At 73.3% G+C, this 16,425-nt stretch carries 16 protein-coding genes and 1 riboswitch; of the genes, 5 read left to right on the top strand and 11 right to left on the bottom strand.

From position 1 onward, the window contains the following. Positions 1 to 4 precede the first annotated feature (4 nt). Complete coding sequence (locus ACIB24_RS22760) at positions 5 to 694, top strand: GntR family transcriptional regulator (protein ID WP_398284504.1); 690 nt, start codon at positions 5 to 7, stop codon at positions 692 to 694. On the opposite strand, the gene msrA is transcribed toward ACIB24_RS22760, so the two are convergent. The 6 genes from msrA to ACIB24_RS22730 are packed head-to-tail and all read right to left on the bottom strand — an operon-like array spanning position 691 to position 7,886. After that, entirely contained in the window at positions 691 to 1,206 is a 516-nt protein-coding gene (gene msrA, locus ACIB24_RS22755) for a peptide-methionine (S)-S-oxide reductase MsrA (RefSeq protein ID WP_398284503.1), read from the bottom strand. The two genes, ACIB24_RS22760 and msrA, sit on opposite strands and share 4 nt — an antisense overlap. 39 nt (positions 1,207 to 1,245) lie before the next feature. Next, the gene (locus tag ACIB24_RS22750) at positions 1,246 to 2,472 is read right to left on the bottom strand and encodes a glycosyltransferase family 4 protein (protein ID WP_398284502.1); all 1,227 of its coding nucleotides are present in this window, start codon (positions 2,470 to 2,472) and stop codon (positions 1,246 to 1,248) included. Positions 2,473 to 2,524: 52 nt separating this feature from the next. Beyond that, a complete protein-coding gene (locus ACIB24_RS22745) occupies positions 2,525 to 4,471 on the bottom strand; it encodes an acetoacetate--CoA ligase (RefSeq protein WP_398284501.1) in 1,947 nt (648 codons plus the stop codon). A gap of 3 nt (positions 4,472 to 4,474) precedes the next feature. Then, positions 4,475 to 5,692 carry a dihydrolipoamide acetyltransferase family protein gene (locus tag ACIB24_RS22740; protein ID WP_398284500.1) on the bottom strand — a complete coding sequence of 406 codons (1,218 nt, stop codon included), beginning with the start codon at positions 5,690 to 5,692 and terminating at the stop codon, positions 4,475 to 4,477. Beyond that, positions 5,689 to 6,678: an alpha-ketoacid dehydrogenase subunit beta gene (locus ACIB24_RS22735; protein ID WP_398284499.1), complete on the bottom strand. Its 990-nt coding sequence runs from the start codon at positions 6,676 to 6,678 to the stop codon at positions 5,689 to 5,691. Before ACIB24_RS22735 ends, ACIB24_RS22740 begins: the two co-directional genes overlap by 4 nt. Further along, positions 6,675 to 7,886 carry a thiamine pyrophosphate-dependent dehydrogenase E1 component subunit alpha gene (locus ACIB24_RS22730; RefSeq protein WP_398284520.1) on the bottom strand — a complete coding sequence of 404 codons (1,212 nt, stop codon included), beginning with the start codon at positions 7,884 to 7,886 and terminating at the stop codon, positions 6,675 to 6,677. The genes ACIB24_RS22735 and ACIB24_RS22730 overlap by 4 nt, the downstream gene beginning before the upstream one ends. Here ACIB24_RS22730 and ACIB24_RS22725 point away from each other — a divergent pair. After that, positions 7,874 to 8,311, top strand: coding sequence for an Lrp/AsnC family transcriptional regulator (locus tag ACIB24_RS22725; protein WP_398284498.1), 438 nt, complete (start codon positions 7,874 to 7,876; stop codon positions 8,309 to 8,311). The two genes, ACIB24_RS22730 and ACIB24_RS22725, sit on opposite strands and share 13 nt — an antisense overlap. Here the strand turns inward: ACIB24_RS22725 and ACIB24_RS22720 are convergent. Genes ACIB24_RS22720 through ACIB24_RS22705 form a run of 4 tightly spaced genes read right to left on the bottom strand, consistent with a single transcriptional unit; the run spans position 8,274 to position 12,337 of the window. Beyond that, a complete protein-coding gene (locus ACIB24_RS22720; RefSeq protein WP_398284497.1) occupies positions 8,274 to 9,146 on the bottom strand; it encodes an HpcH/HpaI aldolase/citrate lyase family protein in 873 nt (290 codons plus the stop codon). The genes ACIB24_RS22725 and ACIB24_RS22720 overlap by 38 nt on opposite strands. Continuing rightward, a complete protein-coding gene (locus tag ACIB24_RS22715) occupies positions 9,143 to 9,619 on the bottom strand; it encodes a MaoC family dehydratase (RefSeq protein WP_398284496.1) in 477 nt (158 codons plus the stop codon). Before ACIB24_RS22715 ends, ACIB24_RS22720 begins: the two co-directional genes overlap by 4 nt. Then, a complete protein-coding gene (locus ACIB24_RS22710) occupies positions 9,616 to 10,764 on the bottom strand; it encodes an acyl-CoA dehydrogenase family protein (protein WP_398284495.1) in 1,149 nt (382 codons plus the stop codon). Before ACIB24_RS22710 ends, ACIB24_RS22715 begins: the two co-directional genes overlap by 4 nt. A gap of 37 nt (positions 10,765 to 10,801) precedes the next feature. Beyond that, positions 10,802 to 12,337 carry an acyl-CoA carboxylase subunit beta gene (locus ACIB24_RS22705; RefSeq protein WP_398284494.1) on the bottom strand — a complete coding sequence of 512 codons (1,536 nt, stop codon included), beginning with the start codon at positions 12,335 to 12,337 and terminating at the stop codon, positions 10,802 to 10,804. A gap of 69 nt (positions 12,338 to 12,406) precedes the next feature. Between ACIB24_RS22705 and ACIB24_RS22700 the strand changes: the two genes are divergently transcribed. Then, a complete protein-coding gene (locus ACIB24_RS22700) occupies positions 12,407 to 12,808 on the top strand; it encodes a MerR family DNA-binding transcriptional regulator (RefSeq protein ID WP_398284493.1) in 402 nt (133 codons plus the stop codon). 106 nt (positions 12,809 to 12,914) lie between these two features. Next, positions 12,915 to 14,186: a hemolysin family protein gene (locus tag ACIB24_RS22695; protein ID WP_398284492.1), complete on the top strand. Its 1,272-nt coding sequence runs from the start codon at positions 12,915 to 12,917 to the stop codon at positions 14,184 to 14,186. A gap of 6 nt (positions 14,187 to 14,192) precedes the next feature. Here ACIB24_RS22695 and ACIB24_RS22690 read toward each other — a convergent pair whose 3' ends face one another. Next, on the bottom strand, positions 14,193 to 15,593 hold the full coding sequence (locus ACIB24_RS22690) for an aminotransferase class V-fold PLP-dependent enzyme (protein WP_398284491.1): 1,401 nt from the start codon (positions 15,591 to 15,593) through the stop codon (positions 14,193 to 14,195). A gap of 31 nt (positions 15,594 to 15,624) precedes the next feature. After that, a riboswitch (SAM riboswitch) is annotated at positions 15,625 to 15,737 on the bottom strand. A gap of 84 nt (positions 15,738 to 15,821) precedes the next feature. Between ACIB24_RS22690 and ACIB24_RS22685 the strand changes: the two genes are divergently transcribed. Beyond that, a partial coding sequence (locus ACIB24_RS22685) for an NUDIX hydrolase (RefSeq protein ID WP_398284490.1) occupies positions 15,822 to 16,425 on the top strand: 604 nt, incomplete at its 3' end.

Here is a 16,425-nt window from a genome sequence, read left to right as displayed (position 1 = left end):
ACACGTGACCGCCCCAGTCCTGGCTCATCCGCCGACCCTGGCCGACCGGGTCGTGGGCGCGTTGCGGGACGAGATCCGAGCCCGACGTCTGGTTCCGGGCGAGCTGTACTCGGTGCAGCAGGTCGCCGAACTGCTCGGGGTCTCACGCAGCCCGGCCCGCGAGGGGCTGCTGAAGCTGGCCGAGGCCGGGCTGGTCCGGTTCACCCGCAACCGCGGGTTCCGGATCGTGCTCCCCGAACCGCGCGACGTCGCCGAGATCTTCGCCGTGCGGCTCGCGCTCGAACCCGCCGCCGCCGCGCGGGCGGCGAGCCGGGGCGCCGTCCTCACGCTCGAGCAGTTGGACGACGCCACGCACCTCGGCGACGAGGCCTCCTTCTGGGAGGCGGACCGCGCGCTGCACGACGCGATCCTGCGGGCCGGGGGCAACCGGCGGGCCGCCGAGATCGTCGCCGGGTTACGGGCCACCACGGCCCTGCTCACTCCCCCGACGTCGGCCGGCGACCGCAGCCTGGCCGCGATCCGCGACGAGCACGCACCCGTCGTGGCGGCCGTCGCGGCCGGGGACGCCGCCGGGGCCGAGCGCGCCATGCGCGAGCACCTCGAGCACACCGGGCGGTTGTTGGTGGCCCGGGTGGCCGACCGGCCGGTGGAAGATCCTGCCGTAGAACGGATCTGGAGTGAAGCGGTGAACTAGGCGCGGCGGGGCAGCACCCAGCCCGGGCGCGGGAAGTGGCAGGTGTAGCCGTTCGGGTACTTCTGCAGGTAGTCCTGGTGCTCCTCCTCGGCCTCCCAGAACGGGCCCGCGGCGGTCACGTCGGTGACCACCTTGCCCGGCCAGAGCCCCGAGGCCTCGACGTCGAGGATCGTCTCCTCGGCGACCCTCTTCTGCTCGTCGCTGGTGTAGAAGATCGCCGAGCGGTACGAGTCCCCGATGTCGTTGCCCTGCCGGTTCAGCGTCGTCGGGTCGTGCACCTGGAAGAAGAACTCCAGCAGGTCGCGGAAGCTGTACACCTCCGGGTCGAAGAGGACCTCCAGCGCCTCGGCGTGCCCGGCGTGGTTGCGGTAGGTGGCGTTCTCGACGTGGCCGCCGGTGTAGCCGACCCGCGTGCTCAGGACGCCCGGCTTCTTCCGGATCAGTTCCTGCATGCCCCAGAAGCACCCGCCGGCCAGGACGGCCCGCTCCGTACGTTCAGCGCTGTCACTCATCACTACCTCCGTCGGTCGCACGACTGCCTCCAGCGTAGGTCAGCCGGCCTTCCGCGAGAGGTCGCTGAACAGCCTCTCCCAGCGCTCGGCGATGCCGGCCTGGCTGTAGGACTCGACCAGGTGCCGGGCGTTGCGCCCCATGGTCCGGCGCAGCTGCGGGTCCTCGATGGCGCGCAGCATGGCCTCGCTCAGACGACGCTTCGACTTGGGCGGGACGAGCAGCCCCGTCACCCCGTCCTCGATCAGGTCGGCCGGACCCGTGGGGCAGTCGAAGGCCACGACCGGCAGCCCGCAGCCCATCGCCTCCAGCAGCACCAACGGGAACCCCTCGAACCGCGACGACAGGACGTAGAGGGACGCCTGCGACAGGTGCCGGGGCAGGTCGTCGGAGAAGCCCATCAGCCGCACCGACTCCGCGAGGCCGAGATCGTCGATCTGGCGGCGGAGGTCCGCCTCCAGGTGGCCGCCGCCGTAGATGTGCAACTGCCAGTCCGGATGCGCGGCCACGACCGGTCGCCACGCGCCGATCAGCAGGTCGAACCCCTTCTGCCTGGTCAACCGCCCGGCCGCCACCACGATCTTGCTGTCCTCGCTGCGTTCGTGGGCGGGGGCCACGGCCCCGAGGTCCGGCACGGCGTTCGGGATCGCCTGGACGGCGGCCTGCTCCCCCAGGAACGCGCGGTAGTCCTCGGCGTCCCCCTCGGTGAGGGTGACCAGGGCGTGCAACGTCGGGTAGTGAGCGCGGAAGCCCGCCCGGAGCGGCTCGCCGTGGCGGCGGAGGTTCATGTGCTCCTGCGCGATCACCACGTTCGAACGGGGTGCGTACCGGGCCAGGGCCAGGTTGATACCCGCCCGGGTGCCTACCAGGACCACGTTGCGCTGGCGGCGCAGGTAGCGCCACAGCGCCAGGTCCGACTCGAACGAGAAGTTGGCGTAGCGGACGTCGCCCGGGTGGATCAGCCGGCTGCGGAATCGTCGCAGCAGCGCCTGCGCCACCCGTCGCGGATCCCAGCGGGACCGGGCCGCGCGCTGCGGGCCGCCGGTCAGGGTCACGAGCCGGACCCCGGGTGGGATCTCGAACACGGGCGGGCTCGGACGGCCGAGGACGCTGGCGATCTCGACATCGTGGCCGCGCTCGGCCAGCGCCCCCGCCATCGTCAACGTCGTACGGATCGTGCCGCCGCCTCCGTAGGCGTTGCCCAGTACGAATCGAATACGCAACGTCCACCCCGTGTGCGCCGGCCCGTCCGGGTGCAGGGTCGTCACATCGGCCACGGTAGGTGACAACTGCACCTTGAGGGACCCAAAGCCTCAGAGATCACACCCGGACGGCGGCCAGCACGTGCTCCAGGGCTGCGGGGTCGGCCAGGGATCCCGGCGCGACCGCCCGCTCGAGCGGGGTGCCCGTCAGGATGCGCTTGACCGGGACCTCGACCTTCTTGCCGGACAGGGTCCGGGGCAGGGCCGCGACGTGCAGGATCTCGTCGGGAACGTGCCGCGGTGACAGCTTCGAGCGCAGAGCGGCTCTGATCTCGTCGTCGACGCCGGATGCCGGGACGGCGACGACGAACAGCAGGAGGCGACCCGCCCCGCCGTCCGGGTCCTCGAGGTGGACGACGAGGCTGTCGGTCACCCCGTCGACCGCCTCGACGACGGCGTAGAACTCGGCCGTACCCAGGCGCACCCCGCCGCGGTTCAGGGTGGCGTCGGAACGACCCGTCAGCGAGCACCGGCCCGCCGCGTCGATCGTGAGCCAGTCGCCGTGCCGCCAGACGCCGGGGAAGGTGTCGAAGTAGGCGGCCCGCAGCCGCTCCCCGTCCGGGTCGTTCCAGAACCCGACCGGCATCGACGGCATCGGCCGGGTGACGACCAGCTCCCCCACCTCGCCCACGAGCGGGCGGCCGGACGGGTCGAAGCTCTCCACGGCACACCCCAGCTGGCGGCAGGCGATGAGTCCCGCGTGCACGTCGTGCAGCGGCGTCCCGCCGAGGAACCCGGTGCAGACGTCCGTCCCGCCGGCCAGCGACGTGAGCTGCACCCGGGAACCGAGGGCGTCGAGGACCCAGCGGAACCCGTCGGGCGACAGGGGCGAGCCGGTCACGCCGACCGCGCGGACGGCGTCCAGGCCCCGACCCTGACGCGGTTCGACCCCCTGCTTCAGGTTCTGCTGGACGAAGGTGGCGCTGGTGCCGAAGTAGGTCAGGCCGGTGCGCTCGGCCAGCCGCCACAGTTCGGCGACGTCGGGCGAACCGGGGTCGCCGTCGAACATCACGACGGCGGCACCGACGAGCGGCGCGGAGACGAGCAGGTTCCACATCATCCAGCCGGTGGTGGTGAACCAGAAGAACCGGTCGCCGGGGCCGACGTCGAGGTGGAGGGCCAGGGCCTTCAGGTGCTCGAGGGTGATGCCGCCATGGCCATGCACGATCGGCTTGGGCAAACCGGTCGTACCCGAGGAATAGAGGACGTAGAGCGGGTCGGCGAACGCCGTCGGGACGAAGGACGGTTCGGCGGCCACGGCCGTGAACGCCGACCAGGTCGAGTCGTCCCCGGCGTCCCACGAGGCGTCGAGATAGGGCAGCCGGACCACGGTCTCGATGCTGGACACCCGCTCGCGGATCTGCCGCACCTGCTCGCGGCGGTCGACGGCCCGGCTGCCGTACCGGTACCCGTCCACGGCCAGCAGGAACCGCGGCCCGACCTGGCTCCACCGGTCGACGACGCTGTCCGTGCCGAACTCCGGTGCGCAGGAGGTGAACACGGCCCCCAGCCCGGCGGCGGCGAGCAGCAGGACCATCGTCTCCGGGACGTTCGGCGCGTAGGCCGCCACCCGGTCGCCGCGCCCGATCCCCGCCCGCCGCAGGCCCTCCTGAGCCCGGCCGACCGCGTCCCGCAGCTGCGCGGCCGTGTACGTGACCGGTGGGCGGGTCTGCGACTCGGCGACCACGACGACGTCGTCGGGCGCCCGGCCGGGCATCCGCAGGACGGTCTCGGCGTAGTTGACGGTGCGGTCCGGGAACCAGACGGCTCCCGGCAGCGCGTCGACCGCGAGCACCGGGCCGTCCGCGGGCCCGAGGTCGAAGTACCGCCAGATCGATTCCCAGAAGGCGTCGAGGTCGCTGACCGACCACCGCCACAGCTCGTCGTACGAGCCGAACTCGCCGATCCCCTCGCGCGCGAGCCAGGCGAGGTAGTCGCCGATGCGGGACGTCGACGCCGCATCGGGCGCGGCGCGGCGCAAGAGCTGCCCCGTCTGCGTCGTCATCGGTCACAACATAGCGAGGCCGGGCTCGGTGAGGAGTTCGGCGGTGTCGGCCAGCAGCTGTGACGCCTGCTGACCGTCCAGGACCCGGTGGTCGAACGACAGGGCCAGCTGGACGACGTCCCGCGGCTCGAGCCGCTCCCCCGTCACCGTCCCGTCGGCGCGGTCCTCGACCACCCAGGGGCGGCGCCGGACGGCGCCGACGGCGAGGATCGCCGTCTCGCCGGGGTTGAGGATCGGGGTGCCGGCGTCGATCCCGAAGACGCCGATGTTGGTGATGGTCGTCGTGCCGCCGGTCATCGACTCGGGGGTCGCGGTGCCGGCGCGGGCCCGGGTGGTCAGGTCGTCGAGGGCCCGGGCCAGGCCGAGCAGGTCCAGGGCGTGGGCGTTCTTGATGTTGGGCACGATGAGGCCGCGCGGGGTGGCGGCGGCGATGCCCAGGTTGATCCCGGCCGGGATCACGATGTCCTGGGCCGGCTCGTCCCAGCGGGCCGTGGCCAGCGGAGTGCGGGCCAGCGCCCGGAGGTAGGCGCGGGCGACGAAGACGAGCGGCGTGACCTTCACCCCGTCAAACTCCGTTCTGCGCTGGACGGTCTCGCGCAACCGCATCGTCCGGGTGATGTCCACCGTCACGAACTCGGTGACGTGCGGGGCGGTGAACGCGGACGTCACCATGGCGGCGGCGACGTGCTTGCGCACGCCCTTGATCGGGATGCGGGTCTCGCCCACCGGCTCGGGGGCGCGCAGCTCGGGGGCGCGCGGCTCGGCCGCGGCCAGGACGTCGTCCCGCCCGACGATCCCGTCGGCGCCGCTCGGCGCGACCGCGGCCAGGTCGACGCCCAGGTCACGGGCCAGCTTGCGGACCGGCGGTTTCGCGCGGGGCCGGGTCCGGGGGCGGGGCGGTCGAGGCTCCCGGGCGCCGTACCCGACCAGCAGTTTCGGGGAGTCCCCGTCGTCGTCAGGTTCGTCGTGGGGCCCGGTGCGGACGGCGATGATCGGGGTACCGACGGGGACCGTGTCACCCTCCGCCGCCAGGAGTTCCACCACCTCACCCGCGAACGGCGAGGGCAGTTCGACGAGGGACTTGGCGGTCTCGATCTCGACCAGGACCTGGTTCACCGCGACCGGGTCGCCGACGGCGACCCGCCAGGTGACGATCTCGGCCTCGGTCAACCCCTCGCCGACGTCGGGAAGTCGGAACGACTCCACGGTGGGGGCGCTCATGCGTAGGCCAGGCTCTCGTCGCACGCCGCGACCAGCCGGTCGGCGTTGGGCAGCCAGTCCTCCTCGAGCCGGCTGACCGGGTAGGGGGTGTCGTACCCGGTGACCCGCACCACCGGCGCCTCGAGGTCGTAGAAGGCCGCGGCCTGGACGCGGGCGGCCAGCTCGCCGCCGATCCCGCCCGACTGCGACGCCTCGTGCGCGACGACGAGATGCCCCGTACGCCGGACGGATTCGATGACCGTCCCGTCGTCCAGCGGTGACAGCGAGCGCAGGTCGATCACCTCGACCGACCGTCCCTCGCCGGCCAGGAACTCGGCGGCCCGCAGCGCCACGGGCACCAGTGCGCCGTAGGTGGCGACCGTGACGTCGGTCCCGGGTCGCACGATGCGGGCCGAGTCGAACGCGGTCGTCGGGCGGGACGGATCGGTGTCGAGGTCGCCCTTGACCCAGTAGGAGCGTTTGGGTTCGAAGAACACGACGGGGTCGGCCCCGGTGATCGCCTGGCCCAGGAGGTCGTACGCCTCCTGCGGCGTCGACGGACAGACGACGCGCAGGCCGGGCGTGTGCGCGAAGTACGCCTCGGGCGACTCGCCGTGGTGCTCGACCGCGCCGATCCCGCCGCCGAACGGGATCCGGACGACGACCGGCAGCGACACGAGACCGCCCGTGCGGTGCCGGTAGTGGGCCAGCTGCGTGACGAGCTGGTTGACCGCCGGGAACACGAACCCGTCGAACTGGATCTCGCACACGGGCCGGTACCCGGCCAGGGCCAGGCCGACGGCGCTGCCGACGATCCCCGCCTCGCCCAGCGGCGACGTCATGACCCGGTCGGCGCCGAAATCCTTGGCCAGGCCGTCGGTCACGCGGAACACGCCGCCCAGCGGGCCGATGTCCTCGCCCAGCAGGAAGACCTTCGGATCGTCCTCCAGGGACCGGCGCAGCGCCCGGTTCAGGGCCTGCACCATGCTGCTCGTGCCGGTGCTCATGACGGAACCTCCTCCCGGCCGGCCACGAAGGCCAGGTGCCGATCGCGCTGCCGGGCCAGTTCGACGGGCATCTGTTCGTAGGTGGTCCGGAAGGGCAGCTCCGGGTCCGGTTCCGGCAGGGTCCGGCAGCCTGACCGCAGGTGTTCAGCAAGGGTCTCGGCCTCCGCGTCCAGCGCGGTGAGGAACCCGTCGTCCACCTCGAGCTCGGCCCGCAGCCTTTCTACGGGGTCGCGTCCGGCCCAGTCGGCGGTCTCGGCGGCCGAGCGGTAACGCCCGTCGTCGTCCGACGTGGTGTGCGGGTTGCGCCGGTAGGTCACGGCCTCGATCAGGGTCGGCCCGCCGCCCGAGCGGGCCCGGTCCAGGGCTTCCCGGGTGGCCGCGTGGACGGCGACCACGTCGTTGCCGTCCACCCGCACCCCCGGGAAGCCGAACCCCTGCGCCCGGTCCGCCGCCGGGACGCGGCTCTGCGTGCTGAACGGTGCCGAGATGGCCCACCCGTTGTTCTGGCAGAAGAACACGACGGGCAGGTTCTGGGCGCCGGCCCACACGAAAGCCTCGTTGGTCTCCCCCTCGCTGAGCGCGCCGTCCCCGAAGAACGCGACGACCGCCCGGTCCCGGTCGGGGTCGCCGGTGCCCACGTCGCCGTCGCGGACGACGGCCATCGCGTACCCGACGGCGTGCAGCGTGTGCGCCCCGATCACCACCGTGTAGAGCTGGAAGTTGCGCTCCCGCGGGTCCCAGCCGCCCATCGTCGTCCCGCGGAACATCCCCAGCAGGGCCAGCGGGTCCACACCGCGGCACCAGGCGACGCCGTGCTCGCGGTACGTGGGGAAGGCGACGTCCTGCGGTCGCAGCGCCCGGCCGGCCCCGACCTGGGCGGCCTCCTGGCCGAGCAGCGAGGGCCACAGCCCGAGCTCGCCCTGCCGCTGCAGGGCGATCGCCTCCGCGTCCAGGCGGCGCACCAGGACCATGTCGCGGTACGCCTGTCGTAGATCGAGCGTGTCGGCCGTCATTGGCTGCTCCTTGCCCGAGGCTGCCCGGGTGATTACGCAGCAGCGTCGCAAGGCGCACGGGGGCGAGCAACGATCGCGCGCGATACCATCCGGATGCGCTGCAACAGTGCGGGCTTCGCGCCCCGAGCGGCTGGAAACCGGCGCCCGGCGCGCGAATCGGTCTCGACGAGGAGAGCGGTTCGATGGATCCCACAGATCGGCACATCCTCGACATCCTGCGCGTCAACGCCCGGACCCCGGTCAGCGAGATCGCCCGCCGGGTCGGGCTCTCCAGCGCTCCCGTGGCCCGGCGGATCGAGCGGCTGGAACGCCAGGGGGTGATCAAGGGCTACGTGGCGATCGTCGACGACACCGCGACCGGCGATCTCGACGCGTTCACCGAGATCCGGCTGGCCGCCGGGGTCGACACCCGCCGGATCGAGGAGATCGCCCGTCAGGTGCCGGAGGTCGTCCAGTACTTCGCCATCGCCGGTGACCCGGACGCGCTGCTCCGGTTCCGGGTGCCGAGCGTCGACGACCTGCAGCGCGTGGTCAACGCGATCCGCCGCACCGGGGTCGTGACGAGCACGAAGACCCTCATCGTCATGGGCGAGTGGGACCGGGCGACCGAGCTGCGCTGACTATCCGATGGGCCTGGGCGATGATCGGCCCGTCGACCATCCGGCCCTCGAACCGGAACACGCCGCCCTCGGACTCGGCGGCCGCGAGCAGTTCCCGGGCCCACCGGACCCGCTCCGGGGACGGCGCGTAGGCCGCGCGGATGACCGGGACCTGCGCCGGGTGGATGGCGACCGTGCCGTCGAACCCGGAGGCGACGGCGTCCTCGCACTCGGCGCGCAGGCCGTCGGCGTCGTCGATGTCGAGGTGCACGGCGTCCAGGGCGAAGCGGCCGTGCGCCTTGGCGGCCACCAGCACCCGGGCCCGGGCGAACCGGGCCACGTCCCGGTACCGGCCGTCCGGCCACCGGCTGCCCGTTCCACCGAGCCCGGCGACCAGGTCGTCGGCCCCCCACATCGCCCCCACGACGCCGTGGGCGGCGACGAGGCCGCCGGCCCGTTCGACGCCGAGCGGAGTCTCGATCAGCACGACGACCTCGAACCCCGCCAGCGCCAGGACCTCTCGCGGATCCTCGGCCTTGGGCAGCATCACCCGGGGCCGGCCGGCGTCCCCCACCGCCTCGACATCCCCCACCGCCTCGACATCCCTCAGGGCCTCGACGTCGCGGGCGTGCTCGGCGGTGCCGGCGGCGTTGACCCGGACGACGGTACGGGCGGGGTCGAGCCCGGTCCCCAGCGCCTCGGCCACGGCCCGCCGGGCCTCGTCCTTGCGGTCGGGGGCGACGGCGTCCTCCAGGTCGAGGATGACGACGTCGGCCCGCTGCGCCGCCTTGGCGAACCGGTCGGGCCGGTCCCCCGGGCAGAACAGCCAGGCCGGGCCGCCCTCGACGGGACTCATGCGGGCCGCAACCGGACCAGGACCTGCCGGACGGCGAAGGCCACGACCTCGCCGTCCTGGTTGCGCCCGGTCTGCTCGAGGGTCACGACACCCTCACCCGGGCGGGTCTCCGACTCCCGCTTGTCCCGGACCAGGGTCTCGGCGTACAGGGTGTCGCCGTGGAACAGCGGGTGCGGGAAGCGGACCTCGGTGAACCCGAGGTTGGCCACGACCGTGCCCTGGGTCAGCTGCGCCACCGACAGGCCGACCAGCGTCGCCAGCGTGAACATCGAGTTCACCAGTCGCGCGTGGAACGGCGCCTGCTGCGCGCTGAAGGCCTCGTCGAGATGGATCGCGGCCGGATTCATGGTCAGGGTCGTGAAGAGCACGGTGTCGGTCTCGGTCACCGTCCGCCCGGGGCGGTGCTCGTAGACCGTGCCGATCTCGAACTCCTCGAACCAGAGACCGCCCTTCTGCACCACCCGCTTGCTCACAGGCCCAGCTCCCGGGCGATCAGCATGAGTTGCACCTCGGTCGTCCCCTCCCCGATCTCCAGGATCTTCGAGTCCCGGTAGTGGCGGGCCACCGGGTACTCGTTCATGAACCCGTACCCGCCGAACACCTGCGTGGCGTCCCGGGCGTTGTCCATGGCCGCCTCGCTGGCCACCAGCTTGGCGACGGCCGCCTCCTTCTTGAACCGGCGCCCGCCCAGCATCAGCGCCGCCGCGTGATGGTAGGCCTGCCGGGCCGCCTGGGCGCGGGCCTCCATCCGGGCGATCTTGAAGGCGATGGCCTGGAAGCCGGCGATGCTGCGCCCGAACGCCTCCCGGTCCTGCGCGTACCGGACGCTCTCGTCGACGCACCCCTGCGCCACGCCGACCGCGAGCGCCGCGATCGCGATGCGCCCCTCGTCGAGCGCCGCGAGGAAGTTGGCGTACCCGCGACCCTCCTCGCCCAGCAGGTTCGCGGCCGGGACGCGCACGTCGGTGAAGGTGAGGGGGTGGGTGTCCGAGGCGTGCCAGCCGACCTTGTCGTAGGCCGGTTCCACGACGAGACCGGGGGTTCCGGAGGGGATCAGGAACGTCGAGATCTGCGTCTTCCCGTCGGCCGTGCCGGTCACGGCGGTGGCCGAGATCAGCGCGGTGACGTCGGTGCCCGAGTTGGTGATGAACTGCTTGCTGCCGTTGATCACCCATTCGTCGCCGTCCCGCACCGCGCGGGTCCGGGTGCCCCCGGCGTCGCTGCCCGCTCCGGGTTCGGTCAGCCCGAAGGCGGCCAGTTCACCGCGGGCCAGGCGGGGCAGCCACGTCTGCTTCTGCTCCGGCGTGCCGTGTCGCAGCAACGGCATCGCGCCGAGCGAGACGCTGGCCTCGAGGGTGATGGCCACGCTCTGGTCCACCTTGCCGAGTTCCTCGAGGGCGACGCACAGGGCGAAGAAGTCGCCGCCCATCCCGCCGTACTCCTCCGGGATCGGCAGCCCGAACAGCCCGAGATCGGCCATCCCGGCGACGATCTCGTACGGGAACGTGTGCTCGGCGTCGTGCTGCGCCGCCCGCGGTGCGACCTCCTCCCGGGCGAATTCGCGCACCGTCTTGGCCAGCTGGACGTACTCGTCCGGCAGTTCCGCGATCAGACTCATCGTCACTCCTCCGTGAAGCTCAGGTCCTCGTGAAAGCTCAGACCGGACGTACCCCGTGGTGTTTGGCCGGTACCTCGCGCTGCTTGTCGGTCAGGACGGCCAGCCGGGCGGCGATCTCGTCGCGCAGGTCCTCGGGCTGGACCACCGCGTCGATCACCAGCTCCGACGCCAGGCGCAGCAGGTTCACGTCCGCCTCGTACAGCGCCCGCTGCTCGGCCGCGAACGCGGCCCGCTCGTCCGGGTCCTCGATCTGGGCGAGGCGACCGGCGTACACCGCGTTCACCGCCGCGTCCGGCCCCATCACGGCGATCTTCGCGGTCGGCAGGGCCAGGCAGGCGTCGGGTTCGAACCCCGGGCCGTCCATCGCGTACAGCCCGGCCCCGTAGGCCTTCCGCAGGACGACGCTCAGCTGCGGCACGGTGGCCGCCGCGACCGCGGTGATCATCTTGGCTCCGTGCCGGATGATCCCCTGCCGCTCGACGTCCTTGCCGATCATGAACCCCGGCACGTCGGCGAGGTAGACCAGCGGGACGTTGAAGGCGTCGCACAGGTCGATGAACCGGGTCGCCTTGTCGGCGGAGTCGACGAACAGCACCCCGCCCCGCACGGCGGAGTTGTTGGCCACGACGCCGACCGCGCGGCCGTCGATGCGGCCGAAGCCGACCACGAGTTCGCCCGCGTACGAGGGCTTCACCTCGAAGAAGCTGTCGGCGTCGACGATCCCGTCGATGACCGTGTGGACGTCGAAGGGCACGTGCTCGTCGGCGGGCACCGACCCTTCGGTCAGCCGGGCCGCCGGTGCCTCGGGGGCGAATTCGGGCGCCGTCCCGCGCCAGTTGGCCGGCAGGTACGAGAAGAACAGCTGGGCCAGTTCGATCGCGTCGGCGTCGTCGGTGGCCAGCAGGTCGCCGCACCCGGAGACCTCGGTGTGCATCCGCGCGCCGCCCATCTCCTCGAGGGTGACCCGCTCGCCGACCACCACCTCCGCCATCCGCGGCGACCCCAGGTACATGGAGGCGTTGCCCTCGACCATGACGACCAGGTCGCAGAACGCCGGGATGTACGCCCCGCCGGCCGCCGAGGGCCCGAACAGGCAGCAGATCTGCGGCACCTTGCCGGACAGCGCGACCTGCAGGTGGAAGATCCGCCCGGCCCCCCGCCGTCCCGGGAAGAGGGCCACCTGGTCGGTGATCCGGGCCCCCGCCGAGTCGATCAGCCAGAAGACCGGCAACTCCTCACGCAGCGCCCGTTCCGCGGCCCGGACGATCTTCTCGACGGTGCGGGCGCCCCACGACCCGGCCTTGACCGTCGGGTCGTTGGCGACCACGAGCGCGGGCCGCCCGCCGACCCGCAGGGCCCCGGTGACCACGCCGTCGGCGGGCAGCCCGGAGGCCTCGGCGTTGGCCAGCCGGCCGTCCTCGACGAACGAGCCGTCGTCGGCCAGCAGCCGGATCCGGTCCCGCACGTACAGCTTGCGCGCCCCAGCGAGCTTGGCGGCCGCCGCGGGCGAGGGGGCGAGCGCGGCCTCGGACGCCGCGGCGATCCGCGCGCTCATCCCGGCTTCGAGCGTCATCGCTCCCCTTCGTCCGACCGGTCGGTCAACAGATTGACGTTTACGTCAACGTCAACCACGCTACTCCCCATGACCCCGGCGAAGGAACCCGCTGACCGGACCTGGTCCGTCCGGGAGCTGGCCGACGAGCTCGGCGTCTCGACGCGGACCCTGCGCTTCTACGAGGCGGAGGGGCTGATCTCGCCCGAGCGCCAGGGCACGGTCCGCATCTACCACCCGCGGGAACGGGCCCGGCTCAAGCTGGTGCTGCGGGGCCGCCGGTTCGGGATGTCCGTGGCCGAGTGCCGGGAGATCATCGACATCTACGACGGCGCCGAGACGTCGGAACGGCGCCAGCTCGAGCTGCTGCTCGACCGGCTCGGCGGCATCCGGGCCGACCTCGAGCAGCGCCGGGCCGACCTCGACCGCATCCTCGCCGAGGTCGACTCCGTGGCCGGTGACTGCCGGGAGCGGCTGTCCCGCCTCGGGTGACCTTCGGAGGCTGACCACCGGAACCCGACTCGGCGCCCGGCCGTTCTATCCGGCACTGCGGGTGTCCGATCCGCCAGTAACTCGGCAGTGAGGAGACGACGTCCCGGTGGGCGGCTACGGCGCTCAGCTCGCGTTGGTCCTGGTCCTCGTCCTGCTCAACGCGGCCCTCGCCGGGAGCGAGATGGCGTTCATCTCCTTGCGCGAGAGCCAGGTGCGCCGGCTGGAGCGGCGTTCGCCCTCGGGGCGGGTGCTGGCCCGGCTGGCCCGCGACCCGAACCGGTTCCTGGCCACCATCCAGATCGGCATCACCCTGGCCGGGTTCCTGGCCTCGGCCGCCGCGGCGGTCGCCCTCGCCAAGCCGCTGGTCGGCCCCCTGGGCTTCCTGGGGGCCGGCGCCGAGGCGGCGGCCGTCGTGCTCGTGACCCTGGTTCTCACCTTCCTGACCCTGGTCCTCGGCGAGCTGGCGCCCAAGCGGATCGCGATGCAACGCGCCGAGTCCTGGGCCCTGCTGGTCGCCCGGCCGCTCGACGCGCTGGCGCGGATCACCCGGCCGGTCGTCTGGCTGCTGGGCCGCTCCACGGACGCGGTGGTCCGGCTGACCGGCGGCGACCCGCAGGAGGCGCGCGACGAGGTGAGCGTCGAGGAGATCCGGGACATGATCGCCGCACGCCGCGACGTCACGGCCGAGCAGCGCACCATCATCAGCGGGGCGTTCGAGATCGTCGAGCGGTCGCTGCGCGACATCCTGGTCCCGCGCCGGGCCGTGCTCACCGTGCCCCGGGGAACTCCCGCCGCCGACGCGGCGGCCCGGCTCGCGGCGTCCGGGCACTCCCGGGCCCCGGTGACCGGGGACCAGGGGCTGGACGACGTGCTGGGGGTCGTCAACCTGCGCACCCTGGTGGGGGCGTCCGGTGTGGTGGAGGACCACGCCCGGCCGGCCATGGTGCTGCCCGGCTCCGTGCGGGTCTCCGACGCGTTGCGCCGGATGCGTCTGTCGCGGCAGCAGATGGCGCTCATCGTCGACGAGTTCGGCGCCGTGGCCGGCATGGTCACCATGGAGGACCTCGTCGAGGAGGTCATCGGCGAGATCTACGACGAGACCGACCGCGACGTCCAGAGCGCCGTCCACGAACCCGACGGCGCGGTGCTGCTGCCGGGTGCCTTCCCGCTGCACGACCTGCCGGACGTCGGCATCGACCTGCGGCCTCCGGAGACCGGCGACTACACGACGGTCGCCGGGCTGGTGCTGGCCGCCCTCGGGCAGGTGCCCACCGCGCCCGGCCAGCGGGTGCCGCTGGCCGGTTACTCGGCGGAGGTGGTCGCCCTGGAGGGTTACGCCATCACCCGCGTCCGGCTGAGGCCGACGGCCCCCACCTGAGCGAGGTCAGTCGCCGCAGGGGGCGCCGTCGAGATCGAGGTCACCGAGTCCGGCGGGCCCCAGCCACTCCGGCAGCCCCCGCGGGTCGGGGACCGGCAGGTGGTCGCCGTCCGGCCCGGCGTACGTCCAACCGGGCCCGCGCTCGAGCAGCGAGCGCAGTGCGCCGAGCAGGCGGTCGACGTCCGCCGCACTGCTGCCCAGGCCGAGGCTGGCCCGCACGGCCGTGGCCCCGGAGGCCAGCCGGTCGAGCAACGGGTGCGCGCAGAACCGCCCGTCCCGCACGCCGATCCCGTGCTCCGCGGACAGGTACTGGGCGACCAGCTCGGCCGGGTAGCCGTCGACGGTGAAGGTCACGACGCCGATCCGCTCGACATCCTCGCCGGAGCCGGCCCACAGCGTCAGCGGACGCACCCCGTCGAGGCCGCGCAGCCCGGCGTCCAGCCGCTCCAGCAGCGCCTCCTCGTGGGCCTGGACGGCGCCCGCGGGCAACGCGGCGATCGTCCGGCAGGCGGCGGCCAGGGCCAGGGCGCCCAGCACGTTCGGGGTGCCGGCCTCGTGCCGGGCCGGGGCGTCGGCCCACGTGGTCCCGTCGAGGGTGACCCGGCGGACCGCTCCCCCGCCGGCCAGGTACGGCGGGGCCGCGTCGAGCCAGTCCCGGCGCCCGACCAGGACGCCCGCGCCGAACGGCGCGTACAGCTTGTGCCCCGAGAAGGCGAGGTAGTCGATCCCGAGCGCGGCGACGTCCACCCGGCGGTGCGGCACCAGCTGGGCGCCGTCGACCGCGATCCGGGCCCCGTGGCGGTGGGCCAGCTCGGCGAGCGTGGCCAGCGGCAACACCTCGCCGGTGACGTTGGAGGCGCCCGTGACGGTCAGCAGGGCCGGTCGGGTGGCGGCCAGCTCGGCCTCCAGCGCGGCCAGGGTGCCGGCCAGCGTGGGGGCGGCGGTGACGGCCCGCGCGCCGCGCAGCTGCCAGGGCACGAGGTTGGCGTGGTGCTCGACGTCCAGGTGCAGCGTGGGCCCCGCAACAGCGCTGGCCAGCAGGTTCAGTGCGTCGGTGGTGTTGCGGGTGACCACCACGACGTGCTCCCCGTCGACCCCGCTGCGGGCCCCGACGAAGTCGCCGATGCAGGCCCGGGCCGCCTCGTAGGCCGCAGTGCTCACCGCCGAGGCGTACCCCGCGCCGCGGTGCACGCTGGAGTACAGCGGCAGAGCCGTGGCCACGTGGTCGGCGACGGCCCGCAGGGCGGGGGCGCTGGCGGCGTAGTCGAGGTTGGCGTAGGGCACCGTGCCGCCCGTGACCAGCGGCACCGGGACCCCGGCGCCGACCACCTCGGCCAGCGGACCGGGGGCCGGGTCGGCCAGGGGGGCGGCCAGGGTGTCGGTCGTGAGGCTGTCGAGCAGGGTCATGGCAGGCTCCAGGTCAGGGACCTGGTCGGCAGGCCCGCGCTTGCCCACCCTGGTCCGGGAGGGCCGTGTCATCACCCGGGGCACCCCACCGCGGAGGAGGGTTGCCGGCCAGCTAGCCGGGGCTTGTCGCTGGCGCTCGTGACGCACGAAGACGATACCAGGGCCTGTCCCCGAGGGGACAGGGGCCGAAATCGGTGCGGTGGCCGACCGTCGCTAGGGTCGGCACCGATGAGACCCCTGCCGATCCGGCCCGCCGACCTGGACCACGTCCGGGCCGTCGCCGCCGGGACTCGGCCGCCCGCCGCGGCCCGGCTCGCGGCGACGGTGGCTCTGCTGCGCAACGGCGCCGCCGGGCTCGAGGTCTACCTGATGCGCCGGCAGCCCACGTTGGCCTTCGCGGCCGGGATGTACGTCTTCCCCGGGGGCGCCTTCGAACCGGGCGACGGGACCGTCGCGGCGGCCGGCGTCCGGGAGACCGAGGAGGAGTGCGGGGTCCGGCTGGACCCGGCGCAGCTGGTACCCGTCGCGCACTGGGTGACCCCGGAACTGCAGCCGAAACGGTTCGACACCCACTTCTTCGCCGCGGCGTTGCCGGGCGGGCAGGAGTGCGTGGACGTCGGCGGCGAGGCCGACGTCCGGCTCTGGATCTCCCCCGCGGACGCCCTCACCCGAGCCGCGACCGGCGAGTTGTCGCTGATGCCGCCGACCCTCGCCGTGCTCGGCGACCTGGCCCGGTTCGACGACGTCGCCTCCGCGCTGGGCGCCGAACGTCGGATCGTCACCGTCCAACCGGTGCTGCGGTTGGTGGGCGACCACCTGGAGTTCGAGACCT

Source organism: Spongisporangium articulatum, assembly GCF_044465595.1.
GTDB classification, from domain to species: Bacteria; Actinomycetota; Actinomycetes; order Actinomycetales; family Kineosporiaceae; genus Spongisporangium; species Spongisporangium articulatum.
Note: the sequence above shows the minus strand (reverse complement) of the source record. Positions and strands in the feature narration are given on the sequence as shown.